Annotated in this window: 13 protein-coding genes and 1 pseudogene; 4 read left to right on the top strand and 10 right to left on the bottom strand. The window is 73.0% G+C overall.

Annotated elements, in window-relative coordinates; translation table 11 throughout:
* A pseudogene (locus tag AOK09_RS42500) lies at nt 1-136 on the top strand (SAM-dependent methyltransferase); the annotation flags it as partial.
* A 131-nt stretch (nt 137-267) separates the two neighbouring features.
* On the opposite strand, the gene AOK09_RS26390 reads toward AOK09_RS42500, so the two are convergent.
* The 6 genes from AOK09_RS26390 to AOK09_RS26365 form a co-directional block, all read right to left on the bottom strand.
* Nucleotides 268-1,626: an 8-oxoguanine deaminase gene (locus tag AOK09_RS26390; RefSeq protein WP_055589752.1), complete on the bottom strand. Its 1,359-nt coding sequence runs from the start codon at nt 1,624-1,626 to the stop codon at nt 268-270.
* Nucleotides 1,627-1,636: 10 nt separating this feature from the next.
* Complete coding sequence (gene pucL / locus AOK09_RS26385; protein ID WP_055589751.1) at nt 1,637-2,551, bottom strand: factor-independent urate hydroxylase; 915 nt, start codon at nt 2,549-2,551, stop codon at nt 1,637-1,639.
* Between the two features lie 6 nt (nt 2,552-2,557).
* A complete protein-coding gene (gene uraH / locus AOK09_RS26380; RefSeq protein ID WP_055589750.1) occupies nt 2,558-2,893 on the bottom strand; it encodes a hydroxyisourate hydrolase in 336 nt (111 codons plus the stop codon).
* A complete protein-coding gene (gene uraD, locus AOK09_RS26375; protein ID WP_055589749.1) occupies nt 2,890-3,399 on the bottom strand; it encodes a 2-oxo-4-hydroxy-4-carboxy-5-ureidoimidazoline decarboxylase in 510 nt (169 codons plus the stop codon). Before uraD ends, uraH begins: the two co-directional genes overlap by 4 nt.
* A gap of 85 nt (nt 3,400-3,484) precedes the next feature.
* Nucleotides 3,485-3,862 (bottom strand): helix-turn-helix domain-containing protein, encoded by a 378-nt coding sequence (locus AOK09_RS26370; RefSeq protein ID WP_055589748.1) that lies wholly within the window; start codon nt 3,860-3,862, stop codon nt 3,485-3,487.
* Nucleotides 3,859-4,107 (bottom strand): thiamine-binding protein, encoded by a 249-nt coding sequence (locus AOK09_RS26365; RefSeq protein WP_055589747.1) that lies wholly within the window; start codon nt 4,105-4,107, stop codon nt 3,859-3,861. Before AOK09_RS26365 ends, AOK09_RS26370 begins: the two co-directional genes overlap by 4 nt.
* A 194-nt stretch (nt 4,108-4,301) precedes the next feature.
* Between AOK09_RS26365 and allB the strand changes: the two genes are divergently transcribed.
* The 3 genes from allB (at nt 4,302) to AOK09_RS26350 (ending at nt 7,961) form a co-directional block, all read left to right on the top strand.
* Nucleotides 4,302-5,663, top strand: coding sequence for an allantoinase AllB (gene allB / locus AOK09_RS26360; RefSeq protein WP_407675440.1), 1,362 nt, complete (start codon nt 4,302-4,304; stop codon nt 5,661-5,663).
* On the top strand, nt 5,660-6,931 hold the full coding sequence (alc, locus tag AOK09_RS26355) for an allantoicase (protein WP_079063448.1): 1,272 nt from the start codon (nt 5,660-5,662) through the stop codon (nt 6,929-6,931). The genes allB and alc overlap by 4 nt, the downstream gene beginning before the upstream one ends.
* A 271-nt stretch (nt 6,932-7,202) precedes the next feature.
* The gene (locus tag AOK09_RS26350) at nt 7,203-7,961 is read left to right on the top strand and encodes an IclR family transcriptional regulator (protein WP_055589745.1); all 759 of its coding nucleotides are present in this window, start codon (nt 7,203-7,205) and stop codon (nt 7,959-7,961) included.
* Between the two features lie 180 nt (nt 7,962-8,141).
* Here AOK09_RS26350 and AOK09_RS26345 read toward each other — a convergent pair whose 3' ends face one another.
* From AOK09_RS26345 to AOK09_RS26330, 4 genes are all read right to left on the bottom strand, one after another.
* On the bottom strand, nt 8,142-11,321 hold the full coding sequence (locus AOK09_RS26345) for a glycosyl hydrolase 115 family protein (protein ID WP_055589744.1): 3,180 nt from the start codon (nt 11,319-11,321) through the stop codon (nt 8,142-8,144).
* A 108-nt stretch (nt 11,322-11,429) separates the two neighbouring features.
* Complete coding sequence (locus tag AOK09_RS26340; RefSeq protein WP_055589743.1) at nt 11,430-12,941, bottom strand: sodium:solute symporter family protein; 1,512 nt, start codon at nt 12,939-12,941, stop codon at nt 11,430-11,432.
* A 186-nt stretch (nt 12,942-13,127) separates the two neighbouring features.
* Nucleotides 13,128-14,396: a glucarate dehydratase family protein gene (locus AOK09_RS26335; protein ID WP_055589742.1), complete on the bottom strand. Its 1,269-nt coding sequence runs from the start codon at nt 14,394-14,396 to the stop codon at nt 13,128-13,130.
* On the bottom strand, nt 14,393-15,316 hold the full coding sequence (locus AOK09_RS26330) for a 5-dehydro-4-deoxyglucarate dehydratase (protein WP_055589741.1): 924 nt from the start codon (nt 15,314-15,316) through the stop codon (nt 14,393-14,395). Before AOK09_RS26330 ends, AOK09_RS26335 begins: the two co-directional genes overlap by 4 nt.
* Nucleotides 15,317-15,358: the final 42 nt, after the last annotated feature.

Here is a 15,358-nt window from a genome sequence, read left to right as displayed (position 1 = left end):
CGCCCGCCAGGCCGTGGAGCAGGGCCGCGCCACCGAGGAGGACCTGCGGTCCATCGCCGAGGGCTGGCGGGAGTGGGGAGCCCAGGAGGACGGCTGGTTCGTGGTGCTGCACGGCGAGATCCTCTGCCGGGGCTGAGCCCTCCCGGAGCCCGTCCGGCACCGCCCCACCCCGGGCAGGCCCACCCGGACGGGCTGCGGACCCACTCGGCCGGCGGCGGAGTCGCCGCCGTCCGGCGGGCCGCGGCCGGCCCCGTACGGGGGTCGGGGTCAGCCTCGGGCCGCCAGGTTGCGCGCCGCCGCCGCGCAGGTCCTGGCGATGGACTCCTCGTCGGCCCTTACCAGGTGGCCCTGCTCCACCACCGGCCTGCCGTCGACCAGCAGCAGGGCGAGCGGCGGCAGCGCGCCCATGGTGAGGGCGGCCACCGGGTCCGCGATGGAGGAGTGCAGTACGCCGTCGATCCGCCACAGGGCCAGGTCGGCGAGCTTGCCGGGCTCGATGGAGCCGATCTCCGACTGCCGGCCCAGCACCGTGGCCCCGCCCATGGTTCCCAGCCGCAGAGCCTGACGGGCCGTCAGGGCGTCGGGCCTGCCGTGCAGCCGGTTGATCAGCAGGGCGTTGCGCAGCTCGGTGCCCAGCTCGCCCGACTCGTTGGAGGCGGTGCCGTCCACCCCCAGGCCCACCGGCACACCCGCCGCCAGCATGTCCGGCACCCGGGCGATCCCGGCGGCCAGCCGGGCGTTGGAGGACGGGCAGTGCGCCACCCCGGTACCGGTGGCGGCGAACTTGGCGATGTCGGAGTCGCCCATGTGGACGCAGTGCGCCATCCAGACGTCCTCGCCCAGCCAGCCCACGCTCTCGAAGTAGTCGGTGGGGCCCATCCCGAACAGCTCCCGGCAGAACTGCTCCTCCTCGGCGGTCTCCGACCCGTGGGTGTGCAGCCGCACCCCCTTGCGGCGGGCCAGCTCCGCCGCTTCCCGCATCAGCTCGCTGGTCACGGAGAACGGTGAGCAGGGGGCGACGGCGATGTGCAGCATCGACCCGAACGACGGGTCGTGCCAGCGGTCCACCGCCTCCTCACTGGCCGTCAGGATGTCCTCGGTGCGCTCCACCGCGGAGTCCGGCGGCAGCCCGCCCTCGCTGGCACCGCGCGACATCGACCCCCTGGTGGCGGTGAACCGCATGCCCAGCTCGGCCACCGCCTCGATCTCGGCCCCCAGGATGTCGCCGCCGCCGCGCGGGAAGACATAGTGGTGGTCCATCGCCGTGGTGCAGCCGGACTTCAGCAGCGCCGCGGTCGAACCCAGCGCCGCGGCGTGCACCAGCCGGTCGTCGATCCGCGACCAGACCGGGTACAGCGCCACCAGCCAGTCGAAGAGGATGGCGTCCTGGGCCAGGCCCCTGGTCAGCCACTGGTAGAAGTGGTGATGGGTGTTGACCAGCCCCGGTGTCAGCAGATGACCGGTCCCGTCCACCCTGCGGACCACGTCGGTGAGGTCCGCCGGAGCGCGTCCGGGGCCCACCGACTCGATCAGGTTGCCCGCCACCACCGCGTGCCCCGAGGCGTACTCGGTGGAGCCGGCGTCCACGGTGGCGACGGCGCAGTTCTCGATCACGATGCGCGCCATGGGCGGCCTCCTAGTCCACGGGGATGACCGGCACCGTGCCCTCACGGTGCACGGTGCCCTCGATGAGGCCGTACGGCCGGTCGGCCGCGAAGAAGACCTCGTTCTCGTTCCGCAGGCCGTACGGCTCCATGTCGACGGCGAAGTGGTGCTTGTTGGGCAGCTGGAGCCGGATCTCGTCCACCCCGGGCACATGGTCCAGCACCCGGATGCCCATCGCGTGCAGGGTCTGCTGCAGCGAGTAGCTGTAGGTCTCGGCGAAGGCCTCCAGCAGATGGCGGCGGACCTCCGCCCAGCAGCCGTCCCAGTCCGGCTCCTCCTGCCCCGGCGCACCGGTGAAGGAGTGCCGCCAACGGGCCGTCACCTCGGTGGCCAGCACCCGGTCGTAGGCCTCCTTCAGGGTGGTGTAGCGGTCCTTGATGTAGCCCCAGAACTCCGAGTCGGTGGAGTTCATCACCACCAGCCCGTGCAGCCCGGAGACCACCTGGAGGGCGCTGCCGTCCCAGACCACCTCGGCGGTGCGCACCTCGCTGCCGCGCCGTACGAAGGAGTGGCCGACCTCCTCCGAGCCGATGAACCGGCCCTGGGCGCGGGGGGTGCGGATCCGGTCCCAGAAGTACTCCTCGATCCTGATCCGGGCCCGGTGGATCGGCTCCACGTCGTCCACGAAGTGCCGCGCCAGCCTGGTCCCGTACTCCTCGGCGGAGGCGATCCCGTACTGCTTGGCGAAGGCGTAGCAGGTGTTCTTGGCGGTGTCGGTGGGGAGGCAGTTGGCGTTGTCCCCCGTCAGGTGCACATCGTCGAGGTCGCCGGAGAGGGCGACGGAGACACTGAGGTCCTTGACCTCGTGCCGTGCGCCGCCCCGGGTGATCCGCACCACCCGGGTCTCCGCCTTGCCGTACTGGTTCTGGCCGAGCACATGGGCCATGGAACGTCAGCTCCCTCGGTAGACGGAGTACCCGTACGGGCTGAGCAGCAGTGGCACGTGGTAGTGCGGCTGCCCGGGCTCGACGGCGAAGACCACCGACACCTCGGGCAGGAAGGCCGGCTGCGGCAGATAGCCCCCGGTGTCGAAACGCAGCCGCAGCACCGCTCCACCGGGCTCCTCGGGCACGGCCGGCAGCTCGCGGCAGCGGCCGTCGGCGTCGGTTGCGGAGACGGCCAGCACCTGCCAGCCGCCGTCCGCAGCCCGCCGGGACAGCTCCACCCGCACCCCGGGCGCGGGGCGGCCCAGCGCGGTGTCGAGGACATGGGTGGAGATCCCGGTCATGGCGCCTCCTCCAGCAGCCGGCGCAGCCGGATGGCGTTGATCTTCGCCAGCTCGCCGCGCACCGTTTCGCGCTCCGCCGCCGGGTCGTGGCCGCAGCGCTCGTGCAGCGCCGCCAGCATGGACTCCGCGGTGCGCCCGGTGGCGCAGATCAGAAAGAGATGGCCGAACCGTGCCTCGTACGCCGCATTGGCCTCGCGCAATTGGTCCAGCACCTCGGCGCCGGCCCCCCGGACCCCGGACTGCTCACGCTGTGAGACGGCGTCGCCCTCCCGGGGCGTACCGATCCGGGCGTGCCCGGCCAGCGCCTCGCGGAGCCCGGCCTCGTCGAGCCGTGCCACCGCCGCGTCAGCGGCGGCGAGCAGTGCCGCGGCGTCCGGCCAGGGCCGGGTCGCGGCGACCGCCGAGGCCCAGCCGCCGCTGGCGCAGACCTCGCGCAGCAGTGCGTCGAGCTCGGCTGCGGGGGCGGAGTTCAGCCGGTCGAGTGCGGTCGGCGGGCGGTACGGCACGGGCGGACCTCCGGGGGAGTGGTGCCACCCGAGACAAGCTAGAACCGGCGCCGGGGCGCGTCAACAGAATGTTGAAGGGTCCTGGTTACGGCTGCGTTTCCTGCTGCCGGTTGAGGTAGTTGTAGACGGTGAAGCGGCTGACGCCGAGCGCCGAGGCCACCGTCTCCACCCCGTGGCGCACGGTGAAGGCCCCCCGTTCCTCCAGCAGGACCACCACCCGCTGCTTGTCGGCCCGGGAGAGTTCGGCGAGGGGGCCGCCGCCGAAGCGGCGCACCATGTCGGCCAGCAGCCGGTCCAGCGCGGCGCCCAGATGCGGCAGCCGCACGGCCACCGCCGGGGAGCCCTCCCACTCCAGCACCAGATCCTCCGGGCGGGCCTGGTCCGGCGCCACCGCGGCGGCGCCCACGGCGTCCAGCAGCGGCTGGATGGCGGCGGCCAGCGGATGGCCCGGGACGGTGCTCACCGCAGACCGTCCTCGACCACGCTGACCTGCAGGGAGATCCGGGTGGCACCGGCGGCCAGGGTGTCCCGCAGCATCCGGGCGACTGCGGCCAGGGTCTCCTCGGAGCCGCCCTGCGCGCTGGTCCCGAACGGTCCCACCTCCACGCTCAGCCCGGCCTCCTCCACCGCCCGGCGGCCCGCCCGGGCGTGCTCGGGAAAGGTGTCCAGCTCGAACGGCTCGGTTGTGAACTCCACCATCAGTCGCACCTTCTCACTCTATCGAGGGACCCCGGTGGCGACCCCTGGCCGACCTGGGGCGATCTGCGGCACGAGGGCGACGCCGGGGCCTCCGGCGGCGCGGCGACGCGTCGCCGCGTTGCGCCCGAGGGGGCGTTGACGTCTTGTTGAAGCCCGGCCTACGCTCCGAGCTCCGAGCACGCCAGCCCCCGCACAGTCCGGAGGTGCCGTTGCCCAGTCCTCCGCCCGTCCCCGGGTCGGTGTTCCGCTCCCGCCGCGCCGTGCTGCCCGAAGGGGAGCGTGCGGCCGACGTCCTGGTGCGCGGGGGCCGGATCGAGGCGGTGGCGCCCCATGGGTCGCTGCACGCGGACACGGTGACCGACCTCGGCTCCCTGGTCCTGCTGCCGGGCCTGGTGGACAGCCACGTCCATGTGAACGAGCCCGGCCGCACCGAGTGGGAGGGGTTCGACTCCGCGACCCGGGCGGCCGCGGCCGGCGGGGTGACCACCATCGTGGACATGCCCCTCAACTCGGTGCCGCCGACCACCACCCCCGAGGGGCTGACCGCCAAACGCCGTGCCGCGGACGGCAGGGTCCGGGTGGACGTGGGCTTCTGGGGCGGGGCCGTGCCCGGGAACACCGCCGAGCTGGAGCCGCTGCACCGCGCCGGGGTCTTCGGCTTCAAGGGGTTCCTGTCGCCCTCCGGGGTGGAGGAGTTCCCGCACCTGGAGCCGGCCGACCTGGAGCGGGCCCTGGCCGAGACCGCGCGGCTGGACGCCCTCGCCCTGGTGCACGCCGAGGACCCCGCGGTGCTGGACCGGGCGCCCCTGCGGCCCGGGCGCCGCTATCGCGACTTCCTCGCCTCCCGGCCCGGCGGCGCCGAGACCGCCGCCGTCGCCCGGCTGCTGGACACCGCCCGCCGGACCGGGGCCCGCGTCCACGTCCTGCATGTCTCCTCGGCCGCGGTGCTGCCCCTGCTGGCCCGCGCCCGCGCCGACGGCGTACGGGTGACCGCCGAGACCTGCCCCCACTACCTCTGCCTGACGGCGGCCGAGGTGCCCGACGGGGACACCGCCTTCAAGTGCTGCCCGCCGATCCGCGACGAGTCCAACCGCGAGCGGCTGTGGGAGGCGCTGGCGGCGGGCGAGTTCGCCGCCGTGGTCTCGGACCACTCGCCCTGCACCGCGGACCTCAAACTGCTGGATCGCGGGGACTTCGCCGCCGCCTGGGGCGGTATCGCCTCCCTGCAGCTGGGACTGGCCGCCGTGTGGACCGAGGCCCGCCGCCGCGGCCACGGCCTGGCCGAGGTGGTGCGCTGGATGTCGGCGGGGCCCGCCGCACTCGCCGGGCTCCCCGCCAAGGGGGCCATCGCGCCGGGACGGGACGCCGACCTGGTGGCCTTCGACCCCGACGCCGTCTTCCGCGTCGACCCGGCGACGCTGCACCACCGCAACCCCGTGACGCCCTACGCCGGCCGCACCCTGACCGGGGCCGTCCGCACCACCTGGCTGCGCGGCCGCGTGGTGGAGCCGTCCACGGAGCCCTTCGGCCGGCTGCTGACCCGTCCAGGAGAGGCCACGCCATGACCCCCGGCAGCGACATCCCCTCCGCAGGACTCCCGTCGGCAGGTCTCCCCCTCCCGGACGGCCCCCTCCCGGACGGCCCCATCGCCGACGCTCCCTTCGCCGACGCTCCCTTCACCGACCTGGTCGACCTGGCCGCCCGCCGGCTGGGCGCGGGAGTGGTCGCGGCGTCCGACGAGTCCTTCGCCGACAAGGAGAACCTGCTGGTCGCGGCGGCCCCCGAGTTCCGGCCGCACACCTTCGGCCACAAGGGCCAGATCATGGACGGCTGGGAGACCCGCCGCCGCCGCGGTACCGGGCCCGACCGTCCGCACCCCGCCCCGGACGACCACGACTGGGCCCTGGTCAGGCTGGGCGCCCCCGGGATCGTCCGGGGGGTGGTCCTGGACACCGCGCACTTCACCGGCAACTACCCGCCGTACGCCGCCGTCCACGGCGCATCGGTACCGGGGCACCCCTCGCCCGGGGAGCTGCTCGCCGACGAGGTGGAGTGGGTGGAGCTGGTTCCGCAGAGCGCGCTGCGCGGGGACACCGTCCATGAGTTCCCGGTCGCGGTGGAGCGCCGCTTCACCCATGTCAGGCTGACCATCCGGCCGGACGGCGGCGTGGCCCGGCTGCGGGTGCACGGCGTGGTCGTCCCCGACCCCAGGGACCTGGCGGGCCTCACCTTCGACCTCGCCGCCCAGGAGCACGGGGGAGTGGCCCAGGCCGCCTCGGACCGGTACTACTCCTCCCCGCACAACCTCAACGCCCCCGGCCGCGCCGCCGTCATGGGCGAGGGCTGGGAGACCCGGCGGCGGCGCGACCGCGGGTGCGACTGGGTGCAGCTGGCCCTGGCCGGCGCCGGACGGGTGAGGGCCGCCGAGATCGACACCACCCACTTCCTGCACAACGCGCCGGGCTGGGCCGCCCTGCTGGGACGGGACGCCGGCAGCGGCGGGGAGTGGTTCGAGCTGCTGCCGCGCACCCGGCTGCAGCCCGACACCCGCCACCGCTTCAGGCTGGACGGCACCCGCACCGCCACCCATGTCCGCCTGGAGGTCCACCCGGACGGAGGGGTGGCGCGGCTGCGGCTCACCGGCGGTCTCACCGAGGAGGGACTCGCTGCGCTCGCCCTGCGGTGGCTGGAACTGCTGCCCGCGGCCGAGGCCCGGTCGGCCCTCGTCCAGGGCGGCCTGGAGCCCGGCACCGCCGCGGCGCTCACCGCCGCCCGTCCGCTGGGCGACGCCGGCAGCCGGGCCGCGGTCCTCCGGGCGATCCTCGGCCGCTGACCCGGTCGCGCAGGGGTTGCCGCGCCGGGTACCGCCCGGGGCGGCGCCCCGCCGTGCCCTCGGCCCTCAGGTCCAGGCCCGGGGTGCGCGCCTGCCGTGGTGCCGCTGGCATATGCCGTCGCTGAACTGGGCTTTCCCGCCGGAAATCTGTCCCGACCGCCCTGTCCGCCCGCGGCGCGGCGGATACGCTGGGCACAGCCCGGATCCGGTTCGGCACCCTTCGTGGTCGTACCGGTGACGCCGCAGCCACGACCTGGCAGGGGGACCTCGAGTGACCCTTCACGACGTCAGACCCGCACGGCGCAGCCCGATCCGCTGGGCGCTGCGGCTGCTGGAGGCCGTGGACCGCCACCGGGTGGCCACCCCGGACACCCTCGCCAGAGAGCTCGACCTGCCACCGGCAGCCGTCCACCGCACCGTGGCCCTGCTGGAGCAGGAGGGCTATCTGCGGGGGCTGGGCGACGGCGGCTACGTCCTGGGGAGCGCCATGGCATGGTCGGTCTCCGGCCGCCCCGGCCAGGGCCGGACACCGGGGGACGGACTCGACGGCGCCCTGCGGCGGCTGAGCGACGAGCTCGCGGCAGCGGTGTACTTCGCCTCCTACCGCGACGGTGAGATCGTGCTGGAGGCCGCGGCCACCAGCCCCACGGCCCCGCCGGTGCAGGAGTGGGTGGACTTCCGCGCCGCCGGGCACGCCACCGCGCTCGGCAAGTGCCTGCTCGCCCAACTGGACGACCGGGCCCGGCGCGACCATCTCGCCCGCCACCCCGCCGTGAGGCTCACCTCACGCACCACCACCGGCACCGAGCGGCTGCTGCACCTCCTGGACCGGCAGCCCGCCACCGTTCCGGTGCTGGACCTCCAGGAGTACGCCGTCGGCACGGTCTGCGCCGCCGTCCCCGTCACGGCCGGATCCGCCGCGGGCTGCCTGGCCGTGTCGCTGCCGCTGGACCAGGCGCACCGGCTGCGCCCGGCAGCCGAGACGCTCGCGGCGCGGGCCGCCCCGGTGCTGCTGGCCACCGCCGTGTGATCCGCGGTCCCACCGGATCCGCGTACCCGTACTCACCCCGGAGGCGTCCGGCGGCCACTCCGGCACCACCTGTCGGCCTCGGCCGTGCGCCGGGCCGCCCGGCCGGCTGAGCCGGGCGGAAAACGCAGGGCGGGCGCCCGCTGCAGCAGCGGGCGCCCGCCCCGGGGCCGTCGGCCGGTCTCAGTGCAGCCGGAGGCTCTCCGGCGGGCCCAGGTAGCTGGGCTTGAGGCCGCCGGTGTCCACCACCAGCTTCTGCAGCACCACCGTCGGGTCGACCATCCAGAACTTCAGCGTGTGCACACCGGCACCGGAGATCTGGTGCACCGTGCTGGTGCGGTTGACGTTGTCGGAGGTGTTGCGCGCCCACTGGTTGTTCAGGGTGCCGTCGTCGGCGCCGGTCACCGTGGTGATGTTCACGGTCTGCGGTGCGTCGTCGTCGAAGGAGACGGCGTACTTCAGACCGTCCGTCGCCAGGGCGTTGTTGCGCGGCGACAGATACGCCCAGACCGTGACCGGCCCGGTGGTGAACAGGCTGACCGTGTACTCCAGCCGGGGCCCGTTGCCGCCCGGGGTCCGGCGGGGCGCCGTCACCGGGAAGGGCTCCATGCCGTCACCGGTGCGGCCGATGCGCGGGATGCGCACCCAGGAGACACCGTCGGCGGCGACCGCCCGTGAGGTGTTCGCGGCCTCGATGGAGACATAGCCGTTGGCCTCGACGAAGCCCGAGAGCTTCGAGCGGGAGACCGCCGGGTTGTCCACCACGGCCTGGACCACCACGGTGCGCCCGTCCGGCCCGGAGACGGTGACCGGCACCCGGGTGGTGCCCTTGGGCGCCCGGGACCAGTCCACCGCGAGGGTGATCCGCTCCTCCTGGGTGACGCGGCCGCGGGTGCGGTCGGCGGTCAGCCAGGAGACACCGGTGCGGACGCTGTAGTCGAACGCCTTGGTGCCCCGGTTGAACACCTCGATGTACTGGGCCGGCTGGCTCTGGTACGGGCTGAAGACGGGCAGCACCGCGTCGCCCTGCTCCTGCGGCCACCACTTGTCGGAGCCGTCGATCGCCACGCCCATCTCGGCCGTCGCCGGCAGCTCGATCCGCTGGACGGCGGGGAAGAGCACATCGGGTATGGCGGCGTTGTTGATCTCGGGCTGCTGCCAGGGGGCGTTGGGGCCGTAGCGGGCGACGTCCCCGTAGTCGATGTGGGGCTGGGTCTGGAACCCCTGCCACTTGCCGCCCGCGATCTTGGTGTTGAAGCGGTCGGCCAGCGCGAAGTCGTCGGCGAGCCGTGCCTCGGCGGCGGCGGCCAGGTCGTTGGTGAGGGCGCGGCCCTGCGCCGCGTAGCGGATGTTGGTGAACTCGGCCCTGCGCAGCCGGTAGAGGTTGGCGGTGGCCTGGACCTCGTAGCCGACCAGCTCGTACCAGGAGTCCTGGTTGGCCCCGGGTATGCGCCGGGTGATGCGGTCCGCAGCGGCGGCCAGCTCCTCCCAGTCCTCGGTGACGCGCTCCAGCTCCCGGTAGTCGGTCATGCTGAAGGGGGTCGCCTGGTCGTCGTAGACGATCGCCGAGGAGTCCTTGGCGGGGTCCTTGGCCGGGTCCACGGTGATCTTGCGGTTGAGCAGCTCGGGCTTGCGGCGCGACTGCAGCTGGGCGTACGTGGCGAGCACCTCGGCGATGGCGGAGGCCTGCTCCTCGCCGAAGTTCTGCCGGGCGTACTGCTCCTCCCACTCGGGGAGCGCCTCCAGCGGCCAGCGGTGCGGGGCCCAGGCGTAGTCCAGGAAGAACTGGGTCGGCAGCTCGTTGCCCTTGAGGTCGCCGACGTTGGTCACCCACAGGCCGTGGCCGCCGTAGGTGGCGGTCTGGTTGAGCTGGTCCCACATGTTGGGCAGCGAGGTGGTGTCCACCCACTTGTAGTCGCGGCCGGCACCCACGTAGTCGAAGTGGTAGTAGAGGCCGTAGCTGCCGCTGCGCGGGTCGTTGCGGGTGTCGGGGAGCTTGCGGATGTTGGCCCAGTTGTCGTCGACGAGCACCACGGTGACGTCGTCGGGCGCCCGCAGGCCGCGGTCCCAGTAGCGCTGGACCTCCTTGTAGAGGGTCCACACCTGGGGGATGGTGGTGACGTCCTTGCCGGTGACCTCGGCGAGGATCTGGCGCTGGGTGGCGATGATGTCGCTCATCAGCTCGATGCCGTCGCCGTCGGGCAGGCTGACGTCGCCGTTGCCGCGCATGCCGAGGGTGACCACGCCCTCGAAGTCCTGGTCCACCATGCGCTGGATGCCGTCGCGCCAGTAGGCCTTGAGCGCCTCGGCGTTGTGGCGGAAGGACCACTCGCCGGTGCCCCCGTAGGGGTCGTGACCGGGGGTGGTGATGTTGCCGGCGCTGTCGCGGACGGCGGCCACGGCGTGGCGGTTCCACTCCTCGATGCCGCGCATCATGGGGGCCTCGTGGGAGGTGCCCATGACGACGCCGTACAGCTTGGCGGTGGCGTGGTTCTGCGGGTCGTCCTCGGCGAAGGCGCGGCCCCACACCGCCGGCCACAGGTAGTTGGCCTTGAGGCGCAGCATGACCTCGAAGACCTTGGCGTAGAAGGCCGCGTTGAAGCCGCCCTCGTAGCCCGGGGCCTTGCCGGGGCCGAAGGTGGCGGGGGCCCAGTTGCCGAGCGCGGGGTTCTCGTCGTTGATGAAGAAGCCGCGGTACTTCACCACGGGGGTGCCCTGGGTGTGGCGCCCGGGGAGCACGTGGAGGGCGCTGCGGCGGACCGGGGCGACGTCGTCCCACCAGTACCAGGGCGAGACGCCGATGCCGCGGGAGACGTCGTAGACGCCGAAGATGGTGCCGCGCTGGTCGCTGCCGGCGACCACGAAGGCCCGGTCGACGCCCGGCAGCGGGTTCTCCACGATCGTCTGCAGGGAGGTCTCCCACTTGCCGGCGATGCCGCTGACGTCCAGCTTGCCGGCGGCGACCAGGCCGTCGATCAGCGGGCTGCGGCCGATGGTGCCGACGATGGCGATCTCGCTCTGGCGCGGGGCCTTGTCCTGCGCCACGGCCGGGCGGACTCCGGTGACCCGCTCGATGTCGTCCTGCAGGTCGCCGACGACCCGGACGACACCGGGCCAGTCGCTGCCGCTGACCACGAGGGGGACGGCCCGGCCCGAGCGGACCAGGGCGAAGCTCCCGGGCTTGGGCGTGAAGGAGATGTACGACCCGGAGTCGGTGGGCTCGCCCCCGCGTCCCGGCGAGGCCGCGAAGGCCTGGCCGGACAGCCCGAGGGCGGAGCCGATGGGGGTGGCCAGGGCCGTGATCCCGAGCCCGATTCCGAGCACGGTCCGGCGGCTCATCCGGTGGCTGACATGGCTGTCCATACGGCTCCTACCTAATTTGGTTTCCGCGATGACAAATCTTGGCGAGGGTGGGCCAGAGGGGCAATGGTCTGTGGGGTACGAAAGATTTCGAGCAGGTAAAGCTGCAGGTCAGAGTTGTGCGCTCAGCGGAGTCTGGGCTTCGGAGCCGCTCTCCGGGCCGGGCGAGACCGCCGCGGTGATGGCGTCCGCCTCCGCGTCGGGCTCGGGCAGGACCAGTCCGGCCAGCACATAGACGGCCAGCGAGGTGATCAGCGGGGTGGCGATGACCACGGTCTGGTCGGTGCTGCCGATCCCCCACTTCACCAGCACATAGGCACCCAGGCCCAGCGCCCAGGAGGAGAGCGCCGCACGGGCGCCCCAGCGGCGGAACAGCGGCAGCAGGCCCAGCAGCATCGGGATGGAGATGGGGCCCATCACGGCGGCGACCAGTCCGACGATGATGCCGAGCACCCCGCCGAAGTGGGCCGACTCGATGGCCACCAGCATGGAGACGGTGATGAAGAGGACCGTGCACGCTCGGGCGGCCAGCAGGCCGCGCTCGGTGGTCATGGTGCGGAAGCGCCGGGAGACCACCGGGAGGATGTCCCGGGTGACCACCGCGGAGATGGCGTTGGCGTCGGAGGAGGCCATCGCCATGGTGTGCGAGAACATTCCGGCGAGGGTCAGGCCGACCAGGCCGGCGGGCAGGTAGGACTGGGCCATCAGGGCGTAGACCTTCTGCGGGTCCGCCAGGCCCGGCATCAGTACCGGCGCGGCCACCGGCGGCAGCAGCAGGACCGCGGGCCACACGACGTAGAGCACGGCGGAGAGTCCGGCGGAGCGGCGGGCGGCCGCGGGGGAGTCGGTGGCCATGTAGCGCTGGGCCAGGTTCCACATGCCGCCGTTGTACTCGAAGAGCTTGACGACGACGTACGCCCCCAGGAAGCCGGCGGTGTACGGGCCCACCAGCGGGTGGCCGTGCCCCGAGGGGAGCCGGTCCCAGAGGCTGCCCAGGTCGGAGACGCCGCCGAGCCGGTCGACCACCACCCAGATCATCGCCAGCGCGGCGACGCCCTGGATCACGAACTGGCCGAAGTCGGTGAGCGCGTCGGCCCACAGGCCGCCGACGGTGCAGTAAAGCAGGGTGACGATGCCGGTGAGCAGGATGCCCAGGTTCATCGACATGCCGGTGAAGACGTTCAGCAGAATGGCCACCGACGCCCACTTGGCCGCCACGTCGAAGACCTTCAGCAGGGCCCCGCTCCAGGCCAGCGCCTGCTGGGTGGGGACGTTGTAGCGCCTGGCCAGGTACTCCAGCGGCGAGGCGACGGCGTAGCGCTGCCTGAGCCGGTTCCAGCGGGGGGCGAACAGCCAGGCGCCGACGCCGGTACCCAGGGCGAGCGGCAGGAACGCCCAGACGTAGACGGTGATGCCGTAGTTGTAGGCGACCGCCGCGTAGGCGACGAACACGGCGGCGCTGTAGCCGGACATGTGGTGCGAGATGCCGGAGAGCCACCAGGGCATCCGTCCGCCGCCGGTGAAGTAGTCGCTGACGTTGGTGATGCGCCTGTGTGACCAGACGCCGATGAGCAGCATCACCAGGAAGTAGCCGCAGAGAGCGGCCCAGTCGAGCCATGCCATGGGGACAACTCCTCGTTTCCGAGGTCCCTGCTGCCCGCGGTCCGCGGGTGGCGGGAGGGGTGGGTGGAAGCCCGTCGCCGCTACCGTCGTTCACATACATGGACGGTGTTCTCATCCGTGGGCAACGAACAGGCGGCAGGCTAGCTGCCCCCATGGCGGAGGGTCAACGGTCCCCGCACAGGCGGCTCACCAGCGGGGCGACTTCTTCACGTAACCGGGGTCGATGCGCTGCATATAGCCGGTGTCGTCCCGGTTGCGCAGTCCGCAGGCCAGGTACTGCTCATGCAGCCGCGCCAGCGCGTCACGGTCCAGCTCCACACCCAGACCCGGGGTGCGGGGTACCCGTACGGAGCCGTCGGTGAAGGTCAGCACGCCCGGCTGGACGACCTCCTCGGTCTTCCACGGCCAGTGGGTGTCGCAGGCGTAGGTGAGGTTGGGGGTGGCGGCGGCGAGATGGGTCATCGCCGCCAGGCTGATCCCCAGATGGGAGTTGGAGTGCATGGACAGTCCCATGCCGAAGGTGTCGCAGATGCCCGACAGCAGCTTGGAGCGGTGCAGGCCGCCCCAGTAGTGGTGGTCGGAGAGCACCACCTGCACCGAGCCCCGGGCGACGGCCGACGGCAGCTCCTCGAAGGCCACCACGCACATGTTGGTGGCCAGGGGCATGGAGGCCTCCCTGGCCACCCGTGCCATGCCCTCCTGGCCGGGGGTGGGGTCCTCCAGGTACTCCAGGACGCCGTCCAGCCGGCGGGCCACCTCGATCGAGGTCTCCACGGTCCAGGCCGCGTTGGGGTCCAGCCGCAGCGGGACACCGGGGAAGGCCCGGTGCAGCTCCCGTACCGCCTCGACCTCCTCCTCGGGCGGCAGCACACCGCCCTTGAGCTTGATCGCGGTGAAGCCGTACTCGTCGACCATGCGCCTGGCCTGGGCGACGATCCCCGCCGGATCCAGCGCCTCACCCCAGTCGTCGGGCTCCGCTCCCGGGTGCCCGGCCCACTTGTAGAAGAGATAGGCGCTGAACGGCACGGACTCCCGTACGGCGCCGCCGAGCAGGTCGGACACCGGCACCCCGGCGGCCCGGCCCTGGATGTCCAGGCAGGCCACCTCGAACGGTGAGAAGACCCGGTCCACGGTGGAGGAGGAGGTGATCAGGCCGGTGAGGCCGTGGCCGTCGCTGCCGGTGTCGCCGCCCAGCGACTCGGCGATCCGCTGGTACATGGTGCCCAGCGCATGCACCTCCAGCCCGGTGATCGCGGCGGCCGCCGTCCGCAGCCGCTGCAGATGGCCCTCGTCGGCGTAGGTCTCGCCGAGGCCGCTGATCCCCTGGTCGGTGCTGATCTCCACGACGGCGCGCAGTGCGTACGGCTCATGGACGCCGACGGCGTTCAGCAGCGCGGGGTCCCGGAAGGCGACCGGGGTGATCTCCACCCCGGTGATCCGCAGGGAGTCGCTCATCGGGCGGCCACCTCCGCGCAGACGGCCAGTCCGGCCTCGGTGATCCGGGCCAGCTCCGCCAGGTGCTCGGGGGTCGGGTCGACCAGCGGTGCGCGCACCCCGCCGACCTCCAGGCCGCGCTGCCGCACCGCGGCCTTGACCAGCGAGACGGCATAGCCGGGCGCCTTGTGGCGCAGGGCGATCAGGGGATGGAAGAACTCGGCGAGCAGCCGCTCGACCACCGCGTCGTCACCCCCGGTCACGGCCCGGTGGAAGGCGAGCGAGATCTCCGGCGCGAAGCAGAACACCGCCGAGGAGTAGAGGTCCACGCCGATGCCGCGGTAGGCCGGGACCGTCCCCTCGGCGGTGGGCATGCCGTTGAAGAACTGGAACTCCTTGCCGTCGGCGGCCACCGCGCGGCGCACCGCGGTGACGATCCGGGAGAGCAGGTCAAGATCGCCGTAGCCGTCCTTGAAGCCGACCACCCGCGGCAGCCGGGCCACCTCCACCGCCGAGTCGACGTCGAAGCAGGCGGTGGCGCGGTGGTAGACGATCACCGGCAGTCCGCTCGCCTCCGACACCTGACGGGTGTACTCCACCAGCCCGGCCGGGGGGCCCTGCACCAGGTACGGCGGCATCAGCAGCAGACCGTCGGCGCCGGCCTGCTCCGCGGTGAGGGCGCACTCCTGGGCGAGCGGCAGCGGCCCGCCGGTGCCGGCGAAGACCGGCACGCGGCCGTCGGCGACCTCCACCGCGGTGCGCACGACCTCGGCGTACTCACGCGGGTGGAGCGCATGGAACTCGCCGGTGCCGCAGGCGACGAAGATCCCGCCGGGCCCGGCCTCCAGACCGCCGCGCACATGTTCGGCGAGAGCCTTGAGGTCGACCGATCCGTCGGGGGCGAACGGAGTCACCGGGAAGAACAACACGCCGTCGAGCATGAGGGACCTCGCTTGTCCACATCCTTGAACGCGCTTCATATG

It is taken from the genome of Peterkaempfera griseoplana (assembly GCF_001418575.1).
GTDB classification, from domain to species: domain Bacteria; phylum Actinomycetota; class Actinomycetes; order Streptomycetales; family Streptomycetaceae; genus Peterkaempfera; species Peterkaempfera griseoplana.
The sequence above is the reverse complement of the archived record's forward strand: the minus strand, read 5'-3'. Positions and strand labels throughout refer to the sequence as shown.

Excerpts from the sequence above, each read along its gene's own strand:
- AOK09_RS26390 (WP_055589752.1), bottom strand. The coding sequence starts at position 1,626 with ATGGCGCGCATCGTGATCGAGAACTGCGCCGTCGCCACCGTGGACGCC.
- pucL (WP_055589751.1), bottom strand. The coding sequence starts at position 2,551 with ATGGCCCATGTGCTCGGCCAGAACCAGTACGGCAAGGCGGAGACCCGG.
- uraH (WP_055589750.1), bottom strand. The coding sequence starts at position 2,893 with ATGACCGGGATCTCCACCCATGTCCTCGACACCGCGCTGGGCCGCCCC.
- alc (WP_079063448.1), top strand. The coding sequence starts at position 5,660 with ATGACCCCCGGCAGCGACATCCCCTCCGCAGGACTCCCGTCGGCAGGT.
- AOK09_RS26345 (WP_055589744.1), bottom strand. The coding sequence starts at position 11,321 with ATGGACAGCCATGTCAGCCACCGGATGAGCCGCCGGACCGTGCTCGGA.
- AOK09_RS26340 (WP_055589743.1), bottom strand. The coding sequence starts at position 12,941 with ATGGCATGGCTCGACTGGGCCGCTCTCTGCGGCTACTTCCTGGTGATG.
- AOK09_RS26335 (WP_055589742.1), bottom strand. The coding sequence starts at position 14,396 with ATGAGCGACTCCCTGCGGATCACCGGGGTGGAGATCACCCCGGTCGCC.
- AOK09_RS26330 (WP_055589741.1), bottom strand. The coding sequence starts at position 15,316 with ATGCTCGACGGCGTGTTGTTCTTCCCGGTGACTCCGTTCGCCCCCGAC.